The organism is Streptomyces sp. NBC_00690, from assembly GCF_036226685.1.
Taxonomy (GTDB): Bacteria; Actinomycetota; Actinomycetes; order Streptomycetales; family Streptomycetaceae; genus Streptomyces.
This window is the reverse complement of sequence record NZ_CP109009.1, coordinates 8,181,242-8,199,685: the sequence shown is the minus strand read 5'-3', so window position 1 is coordinate 8,199,685 and position 18,444 is coordinate 8,181,242. Positions and strand designations below refer to the sequence as shown.

Sequence of the window (18,444 nt, the reverse complement as noted above, 5' to 3'; positions counted from 1 at the left end):
GGAGTGTGTGAGGCACTGAGCACCGCGGCACCTGCATCGCCGCGGTGCCCCCTGCAGTGGGCGGACATCCGCCCATCATCCGCGTAGGCAATCGTCCGGGTCAGATGCCTAGCCGTGTCGGGTGAAGACTTCGCGGACGCCGAGCAGGTCCGCTTCCCTCTCCTTGTCGTCCTCGTAACGACCCTTCTCGTCCCGGGTCGCCACGACGGTCTCCGGGGTGAAGTCCTGGCCGAAGCGGTAAACCTTCAGGCAGTAGTCGAAGCCGGACTCGCCGAAGAGGTCCACGTCCTCGCGGCGGCAGTACTCCGCCAGGCCGTCGGACACCTGCCAGTGCGTGCCGTCGTACCAGAAGACACCGCCTGCGTAGTGGATCGTCCGGCCGGTCGCGGAGTCCGTGAGGTTCAGTGACTCGTAGTTCTCGGGACGGTCGCGGACCAAGGCGACGAGGGATTCGGGGACGCCCTGGTAGAAGGACTCCTGGAGGGCGAAATCCTCCTCGGCGTACAGATTCAGCGACGACTCATGGTCGAACGTCAGCAGCAGCGCGCGGCCGTCGTCCGTGAAGTACCAGACCGCGGACTGGCCGCCGCGGTCGTTCCAGCCGAGACGGCGCGCGCCGGTCACCGTCACCGGTTCGACCTCGGCGAGGTCGTTCACCACGGCCGCGCGGCGCTGCACTTCCGGGAGGGGTGTCGCGGCCAGGGCAGCCCATATCGCATTGCTCATTCCCGCAGGGTATCCACCGCCTATGACACGGCACCGGCATCCCCGGCCCGGCCCCAACGGCCGGGCCCCGATCAGTCAGCCGGCCACTGCGCCAGGACCGGAGGGAACGGCTGATTGCGGAGGTACGGGCTCGATCGAACGGCGCCTGACGAGAAGCACCACGATCAGGACGACCTGAAGGAGGATGACGAGGACCATCCCGAAGGCTGTCTGGGGTTCTGCACCGACGAGGTTGGAGATCAAACTGATGTCCCACAGACCGTGCACGAGCATCGGCAGCAGGATCACACCTCCGACACGCAGACAGAGATAGAAGAAGTAGCCGGACGTGGAGACGATGGCAGCCTGGATGAGTGCCTCGGCTCCCGCACTGACGGCATTGCTGACGTGGACGAGACCGAAGACGAGTGAGGAGTAGAGGGCCACTTTGCCCTCGGTGAACCCGGCCCGACGGAACACATGCACGCCCAGGCCCCGGAACATGAGTTCCTCACCGACACCGACGAACAGTCCGAGCAGGAGCAGACAGACCACGAGGGAGAAGCTCTGCTCCGACAGGTGCCAGTAGTTCAGACCGAGCACGGCGACGACCAGCATGGAGATCGGCACCCAACGCACCCACCGTCGCACCGGAACCCGATGGTGCAGGACCTCGCCCCACCAGCCGAGCCAGGTGATCAGGCCGACGACGAACACGATGGACGCGCCGATCGGTATGAGAGCGTTGCGCACTATCGACTCGGCGGTCGGGAACTGACTGTCCGAGCCACTGGTGTCCACGCCGGTCAGAAGTCCGATGCCCTGGATGATGCCCGCGTAGACGACAACCGCCACCAGGAACCACGGCCACGAGAGCCTCCGACCCACCGGACCGTCCTGTGCTGCTTCCATCTGGTCGTGCATCGGACCGTCCTTCGTCGGGTGGCGACGGCCCGCGACCCCGTTGGGTACGGTCCTGCGTCGCCGGGGCTGCCGTCAGCGAAGCATTCTCTCACTCCACTCCAGACAAATGACACGGACCCTCACTGATCGGGCGATACGACCGCCTCCTCACTCTCCCCGGCGCAGTGGCGCGCAGTGGAGCCGCCTGGGCTGCCCGAGCACCTGCGCCGGCGAACCCCGCGACCACGACCTCGGCGCCACGAGCGAGTGGCCCGGCCGACTCCTCCCGTCTCTCGTGGCGGATCGAGAAGCGGTTGGACCCCACGCTGCTACTCCCGCGCCCGTCACCTCGGACCGTATGAGAGCTCTCTCATCGTGATCTCACGACTGACTCATGGCATGGGCGCATGCTTCCGGGCGCAGGACATCCCCCGGGTATGTCTCCCGTTCCGGCTTGCCGAGCTGGCTCTTGGAGGAGTGTGACCATGAAGCGGCTGCTGGGCAACGCGCGGGACTTCTGGCATCGCGTGGCCCCCTGAAGCAGTTCGCTCCGCCGGTTCACGCCGGCGATGGCACCGACGCCCCACCACTCACCGTCCTCGGCTCGCGGACGAGCCCCGTCGAGGTCTCCCGCGCCCTGGGCCGTTGGCGGCGTCCCGCCCGCGCGCCAGCCGTCCCAAGTGAGACACCCGGATTCGTCTCTCCCCCCACGTGCCCATCGACCGGATACGAGCTCCTTCTTGCCCGTCGGCCGATGGACGCGGTGAAAGGATCACTGTGTCGTCTGAACGAACACGCCCTGGCACGGGCCGACATGCGAAGAGGAGCGCCGGCGGCCGGGCGAAGAAGTCCCCGCCCTCACCCGCCCTCACCGGCTCGATCGGCACCGATTTCGTGGCCTCCGTCGTCGTCTTCCTGGTGGCCCTGCCCCTGTGCATCGGCGTGGCGGCTGCATCGGGCGTCTCGGTCTCACTGGGAATCATCTCCGGGATCGTCGGCGGACTGATCGTCGGGTTCCTTCCCGGGAGCACCTTCCAGGTCTCCGGGCCCGCCGCAGGGCTCGCCGTCCTCGTCCTGGAGTTCACCACCGAACACGGCGTGGAACTCCTCGGACCGGTCGTCCTGATCTCCGGCCTGCTCCAAATGGTCCTGGGAATGATGAAGATGGGCAGGCTCTTCCAGTCCATCTCCCTCGCCGTCGTGCAGGGCATGCTCGCCGGAATCGGTCTGCCGCTGATCCTGAGCCAGACCTACGCCCTGGTCGATTCCAAACAGCTGGGCGCCGCCCTGAAGAACCTCGCGGGACTGCCGGACCTGGCGACCGACGTCCTCTCGGACGGACAGAAGGGGGGTGCGCTCCTCCTCGGCGGACTGACCGTTGTGCTGTGCTTCCTCTGGAAGAAGGTCCCTGCTCCCCTGGGTCGGGTCCCCGCCCCCCTGGTCGCCGTGGTGCTGGGATCACTCGCCGCGGCACTGCCGATGTTCGATGTGAAGAAGGTCGTCGTCGATGACATGTTGGACGCGATCGACGTCGTCGGCCCGACCGACCTCGGCGGTCTGCTCGACCCCGCCGTGCTCATGATGATCGTCACCTTCACCATCATCGCCTCCGCGGAGAGCCTGTTCAGCGCGGCGGCCGTCGACCGTATGCACACCGGAGCCCGTACCCAGTACAACAAGGAGTTGTTCTCCCAAGGAGTCGGAAACACGGTGTGCGGCCTCTTGGGCGCACTGCCGATGACCGCCGTCATCGTGCGCAGCGCGGTCAATGTCCAGGCAGGCGGCAAGACGAAGATCTCCCGGGTGCTGCACGGCGCCTGGTTGCTCGGCTTCGGCCTTCTGCTTCCCGGGCTGCTCGGCCTCATCCCCGTCACCGTTCTCGCCGGCATCCTGCTGCACGCCGGTTGGAAGCTGTTCAATCCGCCCGCGTTCATCGAGATGTGGAAGGCCGACCGCGGTGAAGGCATCGTCATGTTCATCACCACGCTGGCCATCGTGGTCGCCAACCTCCTCGAAGGCGTACTCGCCGGGCTGGCCGTCGCGATCGTCCTCACCGTGCTGCGCATGTCGACCATGACGATCCGCCGGAGCACCGAAGGCGACTTCGCCCGGCTCGAACTGCGCGGCAATGCCACGTTCCTCCGGTTGACCCGTCTCATCGACGCTCTGGAGTCCGTGTCCGGCGCCTCCCGGGTCGAGATCGACGCCCGCGGAATCGTCCATCTGGACATGGCGTGCCTCAGTGAGATCGAGGGGTGGGCCGAGCAGCGCCGCAAGGCGGGTGCCGAACATGTCTCGGTCCTCCTCCGTGGCGACCAGTCGGCGCAGGAAGCCGCCGAGTCCGCAGTGGCGAGGGCTCAGATCGACCCCGAGCAGTCGGCCACGGCGCATTCCGAGGCGATCGCCGCGCACCCGCATGGGGCGGAATCGGAGCCCGTACCGCAATTCGCGGCCCGCGGGTACGTCAACGGTTCGGTGCATCTGGCCGACCCGCACCAGCCCCAGCACGATCACAACAGGAACGATCAGCACAGGGGGCGGCCATACGTTCACGGTGCGCCCATCGAGGGCGAACTGACCGACGGACTGCGGCCGGTGCAGCCGACGTTCGACGAACCCGCGTACTACCAACCGTGGTACTCAGGGCCGGTGGTCGACTCGCGGCAGTGGGATGGGAGGGGGGACCAGCCCCTCCACCCCTACGACGAGGGGCACTTCCGCTAACCCCTCTCTCCTTTTCGCATGCTCTCAAGTTGCAGAAATATGCAATTGACCAGATGCGATGATGTCGCTAATTGCAGTTGGCGGGGGTTCGAGTCCCGCCAACTGCCATGGGAGAGCAACAAGATCAGAACGGTCTGACGCCGGCCGGAGCACGAACGCAGCGCCGGCCGGTGTCCCACCGTGGACGGCCACCAGCATCACCGAAGCCGGGAGCGGAATGCCGGACCGACCCCTTCTCAGCGATGGTGAGCGAACATCCGGAGCGGGGTAGCCCGGTGGTGACGGTCGGCCCTCCGCAACGGCCGCGGCCGGGCATTGCAGAGCGGGCTTCGACGGACGGACGTCCCCTCATGTGTTCGTCGCCACCGGGTCGACCGCTTCCGTCGCCGGACCGGTAGGCGGCGCCGGAGAGTTGGGAGGTGCGGAGCGGCGGGTGAGTCGGCGTGCGACGGGTTCGGTCCAGCGCGCGGCGAGGGGGCCGACGATGACCAGGATCAGGACGTACGCGGTGGCGAGCGGTCCGATGCGTGAGTCGACGCCGACCGCGAGGCCGGCGATGACGATGGAGAACTCGCCCCGGGCGACGAGGGTGCCTCCTGCACGCCAACGACCGGCCGTCTTGATGCCGGCCCGACGGGCCGCGTACCAGCCGGTGGCGATCTTCGTGAGGGTGGTGATCGCGGCGAGGATCAGCGCGGGAACGAGGACCGGCGGGATGTCCGCGGGGTCGGTGGAGAGCCCGAAGAAGACGAAGAAGACCGCAGCGAACAGGTCGCGCAGGGGCATGAGCAGGCTGCGGGCGCCTTCCGCGACCTCCCCGGACAGGGCGATTCCGACCAGGAACGCGCCGACTGCCGCGGAGACCTGGAGTTCCTGCGCGATGCCGGCGACGAGAAGCGTCAGGCCCAGGACGACCAGCAGCAACATCTCGGCGCTGTCGGACGAGACGGCCTTGCTGATGAGCCGACCGTGGCGCAGGGCGAGGTAGAGCACGGCTCCGACGGTGCCGAGGGAGATGAGCAGTGTGGTGGCGCCGCCCGCCAGACTCACACCGGCGAGCAGGGCGGTGAGGATCGGTAGGTACACGGCCATGGCCAGGTCCTCGATGACCAGGACTCCCAGGATCACGGGTGTCTCCCGGTTCCCGAGCCGACCGAGGTCACCGAGCACCTTGGCGATGACTCCGGAGGAGGAGATCCAGGTGACGCCGGCGAGGACGACGGCGGCCACCGGACCCCAGCCGAGAATCAGTGCCGCTATCGCACCGGGAGCGGCGTTCAGGACGAAGTCGACCACGCCGGACGGGTACTGGGATTTGAGGTTGGTGACGAGTTCGGAGGCGCTGTATTCCAGACCGAGGAGGAGCAGGAGAAGGATGACGCCGATTTCGGCGCCCGTCGCGGTGAATTCTTCGCTGGCCTGGAGCGGGAGAATTCCTCCGTGGCCAAAAGCGAGCCCGGCCAGTAGATAGAGGGGAATGGGCGAGAAGCCCACTCGCCCGGCGAGCCGCCCCAGCAAGCCGAGGGCAAGAATGATCGCACCGAGTTCGATGAGCAATTCCGTGGTGTTGTGCACAGGCGTCTATCCTCCGGTGATCAGTTCGGCCACGGCTTCGACGCCTTCTCCACCATCGGCGACCACCAGGGGGCCGCCGATGGTGAAGCGGAACGTGCGAGAAGGCGAGGGAACGGCCGTGGTGCGGCGCGGTGCTGCGATGAGCGACAGATGGCGGCCGGCCTCGGTTTCGAGGTCGTGGCGGCGGCCGACTCCTGGCAACTCGGTGGTGCGAAGACTGGCGGTTGGCTCCATGGCGTACTCCCGGGGCACGAAAGCGGACGTGCGGGCATCACCCACCGGCACGGGGAGACCAGAGGTCCGCGCGCACTGCCGGTGGTGAAGAGTTCTGCGTCAGCCGCGACGATCGACCGGATTGCCCAGGTGCGGGGCAAACCCCGTTCCACGCAGACGAACGAGGCGATGAACCTCAGACGGAAAGGGCCGGCCGGACGGGTGACGAGAAGTGGCGCTCGAACTCGCCGGTATCCGGCACGCTGTCACGAGCGGGAGTCTCGACCCGCACAGCCCAGGGCGTGGGCGGGAAGGGGAAGCGGCAGCGAGCGAGGCCGGTCACGGACAGGCGCAGGGCACACGTGTATTGAGCCATGTCGTGCCCTCCCCCGATGGTCCGGTATCCCTAGGTCTTGCGCTCCAACGCTTGGAAAGACCCCACCCGTTGTATGGAGCATGTGCTTCGGTCAGGAATTCTAGCGCAGGGCAAAGCACAGCAAACTAACCGAACGTCACCATAGGGTGGGAAAAGCGAGTGAGCTGTGGTGCGCAGAGGGTGAACTCGGGTGGCGCTTCGGAGCGACGACGATCCCAGAGAACACCACTGGCACCAACTGACAAGGTGTCCGACCCGCTGCACCGACGAGGCGTTCGCCCTCTGAGAGCAGGGATCGAACCAAGGCCGTCCGATGATCCGTGGTGGATCAGCCAGGGACTGCGGGACAGCCCAGCCCTCATGGCTCGATGAGTCCGGCGCGGATGGCATAGCGGGCGAGTTCCAGTCGATCCTTGAGGCCGAGCTTGTGCAGCAGATTGGCCCGATGCCGTTCGACCGTCTTCACACTGATGACGAGGATGCGGGCGATCTCCTTGGAGGAGTGCCCTTCAGCAACGAGCTTGAGGATCTCCTCTTCACGGTCGGTGATGGCTTTCGCCGGCAGTGCGCCGCCGTCCCGGGCACGGTCGAGGTAGCTGCGGATCAGTGTGTTGATGGCGCCGGGGTACAGGAACGGCTCGTCACGCATGGCTGCACGGCAGGCTTCGACGAGGTCCCGGTCGGCCACGGACTTCAGCACATAGCCGGCGGCACCCGCCTTGAGGGCTTCGAAGAGGTACTGCTCGTTGTCGTACATGGTCAAGATGAGGATGCGCAGCTCCGGCTGGAGGCGGGAGAGTTCACGCGCGGTCTGGAGGCCGGTCAGACGCGGCATGGCGATGTCGAGGATGGCGAGGTCAGGGCGCTCCTCGCGCGCCATCTCGATGGCTTCGGCACCGTCACTCGCCTCGGCGACGACGGTCAGGTCGGGTTCGTTGTCCAGGATGAGCCGCACCCCGCGGCGTACGAGTGCGTGGTCGTCGGCGAGGAGGATGCGGGTCCTGGCTTTCTCGGGCATGGTGTCGTCGGGCATGGTTCAGTCGCTTCCGTTTGCGGCGTTCGCGAGGGGCACGACGAGACGCACATCCGTACCGCCCCCGGGACCGGGCTCAAGGTGCAACTGCGCCCCGATGAGCAGGGCACGCTCCCGCATGCCGCGAATGCCCGCGCCTTCCGGGGCACCCTGGAGCCCCCGACCGTCGTCGCGGATCCGTAGTTCCACTCCGTCGTGGATCCGACGGAGCGTGAGTTCGACGTGTGAGGCCCGGGCGTGACGTACCGTGTTGGTGAGACTCTCCTGGGCGACCCGGTACAGGACCAGCTCTAGGTCCTTTCCCAGTTCCGGCAGGTCCGTCTGGAGTCGGCGCCCGACCGTGAGCCCGCCGTGGGACGGAACCTCGTTGACCAGCGATCTGAGGGCGCTCGCCAGACCGAGTTCGTCGAGGACGCCGGGGCGCAGCCTGCGGGCGATGCGACGGATCTCGTCCAAGCTGCCCCGTGTCGTCTCCTGCACTTGGAGCAGTTCCATCCGAATGCCTTCCGGAGCCTGGTCCGCGACCCTCTTCAGTTCGAGGAGGACGGCGGTGAGGGTCTGCCCCACCTCGTCGTGCAGTTCCTGAGCGATGCGGCGGCGCTCCCCTTCCTGTGCGGACAGGGCCCGGGCGCTGCTGGTGGCCCGTTCGGCCTCCAACCGGTCGAGCATGCTGTTGAAGGTCGTGATCAGTTCGGCGATCTCGCCGTGTCCGGCGGCGGCAGGCCGGGGTGCGGGGCGCAGCAGGTCGAGCGTGGCCATGGTCCGGGCCAGGCGCTGAAGCGGGGAGAGACCGAGCCGCAGGAGCGCTGCGTTGGCGATGAGCATGATGGCCAGGCCGGCGCTCAGGATCAGTGCTTCGGCGAGGACGACCGGTGTGGAGACGGTGACGGGTCCCAGGAGCAGAAGCGCGGTGGCCAGGGTGAGCACTGCGGCGTTCAACAGGAAGATCCGCCAGAACAACGAAAGCGCCGAAGGTGCTGCCAGTGCCGACAGTGGCAGCAACGACGACAGCGACGACAGCTTCGACGACAAGGAAGCGAACACGGACACGGCGGGTGCCCCCTCCTCTCCATGGAGTGTCTCCACTATCGCTCCTACCTGCGGCAACGGCTCCCCCACCCCCCTGACCTGCCCATCGGGCCATCCGGCCAGCGTGCCGGTCGGCGTGGTCCGTGTCCATCCGTGGCACCACCCATCCCTCCCCCGGAACGGACCTGCTCTACATGGTCCCCGCCGCGGAGATGGGTGGCGCCACGGATGGTTTCGGTCATCGGCCTCAGGGAGCGTGGGAACCAGCGGACGACCGGCACCCCGTGGGGCGGGCCACGGGGCATCGCACGGTGGAGCGCTGCCCGGTGTGAGGCGCTCACCGCCGTACGAAGGGTCGGGCGGACGAAGCGTTGTGCGGCCCTGCCGCAGTCCGGCAGGGGCGGTCCGGGCCCGTCCCTGTCGTTGGGAGGAGATCATCATGGCCAGGAGCGGAAACGACCCCCTAGCTGACCTTGCGCACCGAACGAGGTCCGAGGATCCGCGGTTCGCCCGGGCGATGGACCGCGGAGAGCCCTGCCGCCCTCGGGAGTATCGGCACCGATCTGCCTGGTTGCTTCTGGCCGCCGCCAGCGTGTTGTTCGGTGTCGGGGTGGTCATCAGCGATGGGCTGCTGATTGCTTCCGGGCTGGTGGTGGCGGGGGCCGCCGGCCACCTCTTCGATCCCCAGCGCGATCGCCCCGGTCTACGGCGGCCGAGCTAGTCGGGCGCTCGGGGGCCGGTATCAGGAGCTCAGGCGTGCGCCGAGGGCAGTGTGACGCATGTACGAGCGATGGGGCGCCCGCAACGGGGGCGGGCCGACGGACGTCGGTCGGCCAAGGGCATCTCGTTCGGTGGGTCGAGTGCCTCGACACAGCACCATCAAGCTTGCTGTGCCGTGTGGAGGCGTCGGATCTGCGTTGCCATGAGCTGGCGGGGGAACGCCTTCTGGGAATTGCGGAACACGGCGATGACGGCACCGGTGCGGACCGCCGTGCTGTAGGTCGTGTGGTCCACCGCGCCCGCGGTGCCCGGCCGAACGGGCATGGCCTCGGTGCTCATGGGCATGGACTGGCGAAAGCTCATGGCCTGGTCGCCCAGCTTGAGTGGCTCATCGGTGGTGACGGTCGCCCAGAACCGTCCGGTCCAGCCTTCTCCTTCGAAGGATCGGCACTCGGCTGCGGCCTTCTCCAACCGGGTGAAGGCCCGCTGCGCCTCCTCCGGGGAGCGATAGGCGGAGATCGTCGTCCAACCTCCTACGCCGTCTACCCACTGGAAGCTCTGGCTGACCACAGCGACCGCCTCCTTGCCCTGGGAGACATCGATCAGTGGACGGCACTCGGGTTTCGACACCGGGGGAAACGGCTGTCGCATCTTTCCTGGTGGGAGCTCCTCCACCGGTGGCACTTGATCGCCCATCAGGTCGGGCACCTCGCCCTTCCTCAGTGTCAGCTTGGCCAGGCGATCCACGGTCAGGGGCGCTGCCGCTACGCGCGCAGCTGCCTGCGTCCCCGCATCAGGGGCGTCGGTCCTTCCCTGCTTCGCGTCGCCCGTGGAACACCCCGACACCGCGACTGCCGCCAACAGCACCGCACTCCATCGGGCCCGTAGCGACGACCGGGAACGCATCATGTTCTTCCTCCTCCGGGCACCGCCGTCATACCGACCACCATCGAGCGGTTGTACGGGACACTGCCCCCGGGTGGGGCACCGGTCGCCACCGCACAACGCGCCCTGGGGGAAACCTGGACGAAGGCCCCTTCATACACGCGGAAATGGGATGCTAGCGCAGAGCTTTTCCCCACCGCGCAAGGGAGTCGGCAACCGCACGGGACGGGGGCCGCTCTGCCCGAGCCGTCTGCCGGGTGCCCCGGCCGCGCCGGACCTGGGGCACCCGCTCTCCGTCAGGACCTCGTCACGGCTGCGGGTTGTGGTGCAGTACGGCGAACAGCCCGCGGGCGCGAGTGCCATCCGGCAGTTGCCAAGAACCCACGACGCTGCCGCTCGCTTCCCCGACGGACGACGACGAGCCGTCAGGAACAGGACGTAGGACCCGGAGCAAGCGGAGGAGACTGCCGGACGGTGCGGACAGTTCGGTACCGGCTCGGTCGTCGGAGACCGTGGCGCCGAAGTCTCCGGGAATGGGGCCTTCTCCGGTGTAGGAGCCGAGGACCTCATGGTCGGGGGTGTCGCTGGTGTTCTGGTCCTGGGCCCCGACACGGCCCGCGATCAGGGCGAGTAGTTGAGTGACCGCCACTGGGTCCTGGCAGGCGTCGTAGGCCCAGCGCCGGCCGAGGACGCCGTGCTCCATCGTGCCGACGAGTGCGTGTTCCGCCCCTTCGAGCGGGGCGCCGCGATAGGTCAGTGGGACGAGGTAGTCGGTCGGTCGAGGTCCTCCCGCGTCCGTGACCACGATGAACTCGATCCCGACCTCGCCGTTCGGATCGTCCAGTCGGAATCCGCCTGCCTTGGCCAGCTTCGGTTCACCCGAATCTCCGCGGTACCACGGTCGCGTGGGCAGCCAATGGGTGAGCAGTTCCAGTTTGGTCGGCTCAAGGACGGTGTGGTGAATGACGGCCATGCCGTGGGTTCTCTTCCGTCGATCGGATGGGTGCCCGTACACCTTCCCATCCGGCGCGGTGCAATGCGGGGTTCCCCTCCATCGGCCGCACTCCCCGTACGACCGACAGCGGCTCGCTGGAACCCTCCGATGTGGGTTCCAGCGGGCCGCCGCCGTCGGCCATCAGCCGTCATACCGCTGTGCAGTGGCGCAGTGGCGCAGTGAGATCTACTTGCCGAAGAAGGCGTCGTACACGGTCACCTGGTGGGAGCCGCCCTGCTTGTCGGTCACTCGGGCCCGCAGAGCGATCGACTTCCCCTTGGCCGGGTTCTTCACCGTTGCCTTGCTGTTGGTCACCGTGAGCTTTCGCCAGGTCTTGCCACCGTCGTACGACGCGTGCGCGGTCAGCGACTTGACGTTGCCCTTCGCCGCCGCACCCTGGATCTGGAGCGCAATGGACTGCGTGGCACCCGCCGGGGCGGTGCTGTCCAAGCCGACCCGTGCATCGGCGAAGCGCACGGTCGAGACCGGCAACATCACCTCCTCGTCGGCGGTCGCCGCGCCCGCGCTGAAGGCCCACTCGGCATCGATCCGGCTGCTCACTCGTGCCATCGTGACATCGCGCAGGACCGATGTCGTGAGTTTGAACTGACCGGCCTCCCGACCGATGGGCAGGTACGTCCCGCTGGTCAGTTCGTCGGCACTCTCACCGATCTTCACCCCGTTGCGGTACAGCGTGGTCTTCGCGGACTCGATCGAGGAGGATCCGGTGTGACCCTGGCCGTCCGCGAACTGGGGCATCATGGCGAACAGATGGCCCCCGAGGCGCCAGAAGCCCGACCTCTCGTCGATCTTCGGACCGAAGACGGCGGTGTTGAAGGTCTCCTGATGGGCCTTGCCCACGCGGTAGGTCCTGGGTTGAGAATCCATCATGACGTCGATCACGTAGGAGCCGTCGGGGTCCTCGGTGTTCTGGCCGACGTAGAAGTTCCACTTCGCCTTGTCACCGGTGGAGACGTACATCGTGCGGGTGTCCGGCAGGGGCCGCGGAATGCTGAAACCGACCATCCCCCAGTGGCTGCCCTCGAAGTGCGCGGTCGGCTCGACGGTCCCCTTCTTGCCCTTGGCCGAAGCACCGATGCCGACCTTCACCGCCGCGAACTCCGCAGCCTTGAAGTCGCGCTCGTAGCCGGTGGCGACCTTTTTCACCACACCGCCGGAAGCAGCGTTGTACTCGGTGCGGGCGTTCTTGCGCCAGTTGCCTGCCCACACCTGGTGCAGGGACCCGTCCGTGATCTGCGGGCCGACGTGGGCGATGTGCAAGGCATCGAACGAGACCACGTCGTAGAAGACACCGACGCTCCGACCAGCAGCCCCCGTCCGCGTGTACTCCATCATTCCGGCTCCGAGCACGGCCTTCCGGTCCGGCACGGTGAGCTTCACTGGCTTGGCCCGGCGGGCGTCGAGTGTGACCGACTGCGCCTTGTCGATCAGCAGTTTCGGCTGGAGGAGCACATCGAGCCCGCTGGCGGGCTTGGTGGCGTCGACCGGAGCCTGCGCGTCGAGCACGTACTCGCCCTTGGGCATGCGCACGGTGAGGTCCCCGGACGAGGATTCGACGAAACTCGGCGCTGCGTTGATGGCGAGAGGCAGCAGTGTCGATGTGAAGTGCGTACTCGGCTTGCCGTCCCGTCCGATGTGCTTGAAGGCGACGTCGTACGATTCGACCTCACGCTCGATGGCCGCGGTGGACCGGACGGTCTGGCCTCCCCCGAACGCGACGACAGCGGCTGCGTAGTGGCCGTCATCGCTGCCCCGCCGGGTGTCGGCGGTGAGATCGACCGAGGCCGTGCCTCCGGCCGGGACGGTGATCCGGTTCGTACCGAGGGTGAAGAAGCCGGCGGGAGCGGGTTGATTCCCCGGACCGTAGCCGGTCACCGCAAGGTCCAAGGCGATGTCCGCCGTGCCGCTGTTGCGGTAGGTGATCTTGTTGGAAACCGGAGTGTCGTCGGTGTGGGGCCACTGCTGGGTGCCGAAGTCGAGAGAGCTCTCCTCGGGCACCACGGTCTGGGTGACGGCCCGGTCTACGGCGATCCGGCCGGTGCCCTGTTCATGAGGGTTGTGCCCAACATCCTTGGCGGACGAGGCGAGCGCGTTCTTCAACTCCTTCGCCTTCCACCCCGGATGCTGCTGCTTGAGGAGGGCTGCCGCACCGGCGACGTGCGGCGTCGCCATCGACGTACCGGACATGGTCGTGTATCCCGTATCACCCGGGGATACGGTCCCGGCCGCGGCTGCGGCGGAGATGTCCACTCCCGGTGCTGCCACATCGGGTTTGATCCTGCCACCACCGACCCTGGGGCCGGTGCTGGAGAAGGGGGCGAGCTTGTCCTGAGCGTCCACGGCGCCGACGGTGAAAGCGCCGTCGGCACTGCCCGGTGAGTCGATGGCATTCGGCCCGGCGTTGCCCGCCGCGACGGCGAAGAGCACACCCGTCTCGGCCGACACCTTGTTGATGTGGGCTTCCAACGGGTCGATGTCCGAGGTGTCCCGCCCACCGAGACTGAGGTTGACGATGTCCGCGCCCTGCGCGACCGCCCACTCCATGCCCGCGATGATCCCGGAATCGCTGCCAGCGCCATGGTCGCTCAACACCTTGCCGTTGAGGATCTCGGCCTGGGGTGCGACGCCGCGATGGGTTCCGTTCGACCTGGCCCCGCTGCCCGCAGCGGTGGAGGCCACATGGGTGCCGTGGCCGACGCGGTCCTTGGTGTCCGGGGACTGGCTGAAGTTCTGGGCGGCGATCACCCTGCCCTTGAGGTCGGGATGGTCGGCGTCGATGCCCGTGTCGAGGACGGCTATCTTCACCCCCTTGCCCTGGAAGCCTGACTGCCACGCCTTCGGTGCGCCGATCTGGCCGGTGCTCTTCTCCAGCGTGGCCCTGCGCATGCCGTCCAACCAGATCCTGCTGATCCCGGACGCGGCCGACCGCGCCTGGCCGCCCCCCTTGGTCAGGGTTCCCCACAGTTCGGGCGTGCTGGTCACCACGTCCGCGTTGAGGCTCTTCAGCGAACGGTTGAGCTCCGTGCCATCGGCTGCCCGGACGGCCTTCCGCGCGTTCGGGCCAGCGGAACCGCCGTACGCCACGATCAGTCGCAGCCCGTCCCGGTGTGCCTGCCGGCTCTCCGGCCTGCTCAGCTCGGTGATGTCGAAGAGCCGTCGGTCCAACTTGCCTTCGGCGATCAGTCGACGGGCGTCATGGGGCACCACATAGGTGTGACCGCCCTCGGTGTACCTCTGTACGGATATGCCGACCCGGCCATCCGCGTGGTCAAAGCCGGTGACCTTACCCTTGCCGTCCACCCTGACGCGGTCGCCGGTGATCAGGGTGACCCAGGTGGAACCGCCGGACGCCGGCCTTGCCCCTGCCGTACCAGGTGGCGGGGAAGCAGTGGCAGTGCCGGCCCCGGTCATCCCGGCAACCAGCGCCAGGGAGACCGCGGCGGTGAGCGCCGCCCCCGCGGCGCGTTGCTGTCTCGTGAACACATGCCCTCCAGTCGGGAGTTGAGCGCGTCCATATGGCTGCGCTCATCCTGGGAGAAGTGGCATTCACGTGATGCGGGTTGGTCGGGAGATCACCAATGTCCAAAAGGGGCCGGTCCAGGGATGTATTCAGGCCGAAGTCCCGGACCCGGTGAACGAGCGGATTCGTCCTGCCCTCCTTGCTAAACGGAGGCATCTCGAAGCTATGAGGCAGCGGTGAGCACGCTGGGAGCGCCTCGTTGCCCGCCCGCGCAGGTGTGACCCCGACCGTTGCCGAGCGGTGCAGCGCCACGTCGGGCGCCTCGTCGGTCGACCGCTCTCTCCAGTCGTCCGGGGGTACCCATTCGGGGGCTCCGAGGCGCGGCATCCGCCGTCGAGTGGCATGCCTCGGTCATGCTGGCACGGGCACCAGGCGATGCTGTGCCCATGTGACCGAAGGAGAACCTCGATGCCCCATGACTCCGTTGCGAGATTCCTTGCCGCCTTGAGCCCCGAAGATCGGGAAGCGGTCGGGAAGCAGTCGGGCGCCGAGCAGGAGAAGCTGGCCGCCACCTGGGAGGCAGAGTTGGCCGGGGACGATCTCGACACCTTGGACGAACTGTCGCCCCCTGCGGCCGAAAGTGAGGCTGCGCGACGCGCTGTGGCCGGGACGACGCCGGAAGCGGAAGAGACGACCGATTGAGTGGCTCTAGTCGGTTGGGGATCGACTTTCAGCCATGGCGCTGACGGCCGTGATGACGAGGGTGATAGCGACACCGCCGAGGATCGCAGCGGAAGGGCTTCCCTTTTCGAGGGCGACGGCGGACAGGGACGCCGCGAGACCGTAGCCCAAGCCCCCAACCGCGTACATGACGGAGTACGCGGCGGCGTGCGCGTGTGCGGGGAGGCGTTCGCGGAGGCTGAGGTTGCGGGTGACCATCACACCGGATTGAAAGACGCCGGCCAGGAGGAGACCGAAGGCGATGCCCACCGGGCCGGGTAAGACGGTGATCAGTACGAGGCACCCGGCAGTGAGCACCAGGAGCACCAGGCTCTGGACGCGCAGGGAACCCGGCCAGGTCCGCGAGCCGTAGCAGAGCGCTCCGGCGGCGCTGGCCAGTGCGAAGCCGGCGAGCAGCGGCCCCGACCATCCGACGGAGATCCGCTGCGATTCAAGGAGAGCGGGCAGGACCAGTTCCGCCGTGGCCAGCATCGCCATGGAAGCGGCGCTGGTGAGATAGACGGGCCAGCCGGAGAGCAGGGTCCGCGTGATCGGCGCGGTAGGGCGATCGGCGGGTTCCGGTTCCTCCGTCTCGGGGAGCCGAAACAGCAGGATCGCAGCGGTGGCCGCGAGGATCGCGCCCACCACCAGCGGGGCTCCGGCATGGACCCGAAGCGCCAGGAGGACGACCAGAGCAGGCGCCGAGGCCCAGGTGATCTGGGTCAAGGTGGTCTCGATGCTCAATGCGCGGGTCACCGAATCCTCGGGCACCAGTCGGGTGAGCATGGCTCGGATGCCACCGGGGCAGGCGGCCGGTGCCGCGCCGGCCAGAAAGGCAAGGCCGATCGGTACCGGAGTGGGGGCGGCTATCGCGAACGGTAGGGCGCAGAAGGCCAACGCCCCGACGGTGAGCCCGGCGGACAGCCGTCGTCGCATCGCGCCTCGGCCGAGGCGGGCCCCGAGCAGGGGAGCGCCGACCACTTCACCCACGACGTACGCGGAGGCCAGGCCCGCGCCGAGCGTGTAGCCGGCCGGGCTCTCCCGACTCAGAAACACCAGGGCCAGCGGTGCCATGGCCACGGGGGCCTTGCTCAAGAGTGCGAGGACGCCCCACAGCAGTAGTTCACGAGTCATCAGGTCGCGGTAGGGGGAGTTCGTTGCGAACAACTGGATCCGCCTTTAGCACGGAGGAATGCGAACGGGTCCGCGGCGGCCCTCCCCCGATTTCCGAACGCGCTCCCGTTCCGGACGTGTTCCCTTCCCCGGCGGGCCCGTACGCGCGGCCGGCCATCGGCCGACTGTGCCGTCCACCGTGCTCACTCGACCGATGCCGGGACTCGGGCTCGGGATGTCCTCGGGATGTGCTCGGGATCCCGGGAGCGGCCAGGGAACCGTGCGCCGGGGGTGCGACTGCGTAGGGACCAGGTCTGGGCGTTCTGCGGTGTCATGGAGAGTCCGCAGTTCGTCGTCGAATCCTAACGAGACGCCACGGGCCGCCGTGCTACTTCGGCGGAGGGGCACACTTCCTTCACCCTCCCCCAACGGCACCATCGCAAGGTGGCCTACGCACTCCGCGCGGGTGGCCGCCGCAGTGCGGTCTGCGCACTCGCCCCAGGTGGCCGGTCCGGATCAACGACCGGTTCAATCCGGATCACGACTGCTTCGTGGTGAACGCGGTCGAACCCCCTGGCCGCAGCGATCTTCGAGGCGGGGGGATCGGGTACCGCGGGGCGTCAACTCTGCTTGGGCGTTGTGGTGTCGAAGAGTTCCGGATGCTGGGCGAGCGCCAGACGGGTTCGGCGGATGTGCCCGCGCATGACGAGGCCCGCCTGATCGTCGTCACCTTCCCGCAGCGCACGGACCAGCATCCGGTGCTCGTCGTGGACGATCGCACTGCCCTGCTCGTCAAACAGACGCACAAAAGCGAGCCGGTACTGCTGGGTCATGTTCCACAGCCGATCGACGAAGTCGGAAAGCACGACCGTCTCGGCCCCGGAGTAGGAGAGGTCATGGAACTCCCGGTCGAGATGGAGGAACTCCTCGGGAGTCGCCGCCCGTTCCATCCGTGATGCGAGGTCGTCCATCCGGTCGAGCTTGTCGGCCGTCAGACCGGGCCTGCTCGCCCGGAGCAGGAGCGGTTCGATCTGCTCCCGCAACTGGTACGCCTCTTCGCACTCGGCGAGGTTCAGTTGCGCGACCCAGGCCCCGGCGTTCGCCACGAGGGTCACCAGGCCGTCGGACTGCAGGATGTTCAGGGCACCACGCACCGGGATGCGGCTGGCTCCGTAGTTCGCCGCGACCTCCTCCTGGCGGATCCGGGTTCCGGGAGGCAGCTCCCCGGACAGGATCGCGGCACGGAGGCCGTCGGCGATGCGACGGCTCGCATTGCCGTGCCGTCCTGCGCCTGCCCCGCTCTCCCCGTGGAGAGCGGGGCGGGCGTCCACGGGCGTGCTCGGGGTGGGCGTGGCGTTGTCGCTCACGGTGCAGGGCCTCCTAGTCTGCTGGGCGCGTCGGGTTCCACAATGTCACTGGCGCGCCCGCTTCATATGCCTTGCCCTGGGGAAAGCTGACCAACTCGAACTGCATCCCCCACGGGGAGAGGAAGTAGACCCAGCGCTGGCCCGCGCTGGCGTTGGCGCTCGCGACGGGTTCGCCGAGCACCCGGACGTTCCGCGACTTCAGATAGGCGACCGCGGCGTCGAGATCGTCGACGTAGAACGCCAGGTGATGTCCGCCGACGTCGCTGTTGCGGGGCTGCGGGAGCTGGCCGTCCGCAGCCTCCCACTGGAAGACCTCGAAGTTCGGCCCGATGCCACAGCGGTAGAAGTACAGCTTGCGCATGATCGAGCGCGGGTGGACGTTCAGCTGCTTACTCATCCAGTCCCCGCGCTCGTGCGCGAACGGACCGAGCTCGTAGATGCGCACGCAGCCGATGACGTCCGTGAAGAAGGCGTCCGCCTCTTCCAGGTCGGGAACGGTGAATCCGATGTGCTCGGTGCCTTTCAAGCCGGGCAGGGACATATGCCTTCCTTTCCTCAAGCCTATGAGTCCTCACCGTAGCATTGGATACAATGAGCGACCAGACT

Annotated in this window: 15 protein-coding genes; 3 read left to right on the top strand and 12 right to left on the bottom strand. The window is 67.6% G+C overall.

Going from position 1 to position 18,444, the window contains the following annotated elements; genetic code table 11:
* Nucleotides 1–108: 108 nt before the first annotated feature.
* A complete protein-coding gene (locus OID54_RS35350; RefSeq protein WP_329026396.1) occupies nt 109–726 on the bottom strand; it encodes a hypothetical protein in 618 nt (205 codons plus the stop codon).
* A gap of 75 nt (nt 727–801) precedes the next feature.
* A complete protein-coding gene (locus OID54_RS35345; protein WP_329026393.1) occupies nt 802–1,629 on the bottom strand; it encodes a CPBP family intramembrane glutamic endopeptidase in 828 nt (275 codons plus the stop codon).
* 756 nt (nt 1,630–2,385) lie between these two features.
* On the opposite strand from OID54_RS35345, the gene OID54_RS35340 reads away from it, so the two are divergent.
* Nucleotides 2,386–4,332: a SulP family inorganic anion transporter gene (locus tag OID54_RS35340; RefSeq protein ID WP_443055739.1), complete on the top strand. Its 1,947-nt coding sequence runs from the start codon at nt 2,386–2,388 to the stop codon at nt 4,330–4,332.
* 348 nt (nt 4,333–4,680) lie between these two features.
* Here the strand turns inward: OID54_RS35340 and OID54_RS35335 are convergent, their stop codons facing one another.
* The 4 genes from OID54_RS35335 to OID54_RS35320 form a co-directional block, all read right to left on the bottom strand.
* Nucleotides 4,681–5,907, bottom strand: coding sequence for a cation:proton antiporter (locus tag OID54_RS35335; RefSeq protein WP_329026390.1), 1,227 nt, complete (start codon nt 5,905–5,907; stop codon nt 4,681–4,683).
* Between the two features lie 6 nt (nt 5,908–5,913).
* On the bottom strand, nt 5,914–6,141 hold the full coding sequence (locus tag OID54_RS35330) for a hypothetical protein (protein ID WP_329026387.1): 228 nt from the start codon (nt 6,139–6,141) through the stop codon (nt 5,914–5,916).
* A gap of 713 nt (nt 6,142–6,854) precedes the next feature.
* Nucleotides 6,855–7,514, bottom strand: a complete 660-nt coding sequence (locus tag OID54_RS35325) for a response regulator transcription factor (RefSeq protein WP_329027971.1) — start codon at nt 7,512–7,514, stop codon at nt 6,855–6,857.
* Between the two features lie 18 nt (nt 7,515–7,532).
* The gene (locus OID54_RS35320) at nt 7,533–8,489 is read right to left on the bottom strand and encodes a sensor histidine kinase (protein WP_329027969.1); all 957 of its coding nucleotides are present in this window, start codon (nt 8,487–8,489) and stop codon (nt 7,533–7,535) included.
* A 508-nt stretch (nt 8,490–8,997) separates the two neighbouring features.
* Between OID54_RS35320 and OID54_RS35315 the strand changes: the two genes are divergently transcribed.
* The gene (locus OID54_RS35315; protein WP_329026385.1) at nt 8,998–9,279 is read left to right on the top strand and encodes a DUF3040 domain-containing protein; all 282 of its coding nucleotides are present in this window, start codon (nt 8,998–9,000) and stop codon (nt 9,277–9,279) included.
* Nucleotides 9,280–9,437: 158 nt separating this feature from the next.
* Here the strand turns inward: OID54_RS35315 and OID54_RS35310 are convergent, their stop codons facing one another.
* From OID54_RS35310 to OID54_RS35300, 3 genes are all read right to left on the bottom strand, one after another.
* Complete coding sequence (locus OID54_RS35310; protein ID WP_329026382.1) at nt 9,438–10,187, bottom strand: hypothetical protein; 750 nt, start codon at nt 10,185–10,187, stop codon at nt 9,438–9,440.
* Between the two features lie 283 nt (nt 10,188–10,470).
* Nucleotides 10,471–11,136: a maltokinase N-terminal cap-like domain-containing protein gene (locus OID54_RS35305; RefSeq protein ID WP_329026379.1), complete on the bottom strand. Its 666-nt coding sequence runs from the start codon at nt 11,134–11,136 to the stop codon at nt 10,471–10,473.
* A 207-nt stretch (nt 11,137–11,343) separates the two neighbouring features.
* Nucleotides 11,344–14,661, bottom strand: coding sequence for a S8 family peptidase (locus tag OID54_RS35300; protein ID WP_329026377.1), 3,318 nt, complete (start codon nt 14,659–14,661; stop codon nt 11,344–11,346).
* A 445-nt stretch (nt 14,662–15,106) separates the two neighbouring features.
* On the opposite strand from OID54_RS35300, the gene OID54_RS35295 reads away from it, so the two are divergent.
* Complete coding sequence (locus OID54_RS35295; RefSeq protein WP_329026375.1) at nt 15,107–15,340, top strand: hypothetical protein; 234 nt, start codon at nt 15,107–15,109, stop codon at nt 15,338–15,340.
* Nucleotides 15,341–15,346: 6 nt separating this feature from the next.
* Here the strand turns inward: OID54_RS35295 and OID54_RS35290 are convergent, their stop codons facing one another.
* The 3 genes from OID54_RS35290 to OID54_RS35280 all read right to left on the bottom strand — a co-directional run bounded on the left by OID54_RS35290 (nt 15,347) and on the right by OID54_RS35280 (nt 18,379).
* Nucleotides 15,347–16,492 (bottom strand): MFS transporter, encoded by a 1,146-nt coding sequence (locus OID54_RS35290; protein ID WP_329026373.1) that lies wholly within the window; start codon nt 16,490–16,492, stop codon nt 15,347–15,349.
* Between the two features lie 599 nt (nt 16,493–17,091).
* Nucleotides 17,092–17,838, bottom strand: coding sequence for a GntR family transcriptional regulator (locus OID54_RS35285; protein ID WP_329026371.1), 747 nt, complete (start codon nt 17,836–17,838; stop codon nt 17,092–17,094).
* Between the two features lie 13 nt (nt 17,839–17,851).
* A complete protein-coding gene (locus OID54_RS35280; protein ID WP_329026369.1) occupies nt 17,852–18,379 on the bottom strand; it encodes a VOC family protein in 528 nt (175 codons plus the stop codon).
* Nucleotides 18,380–18,444: the final 65 nt, after the last annotated feature.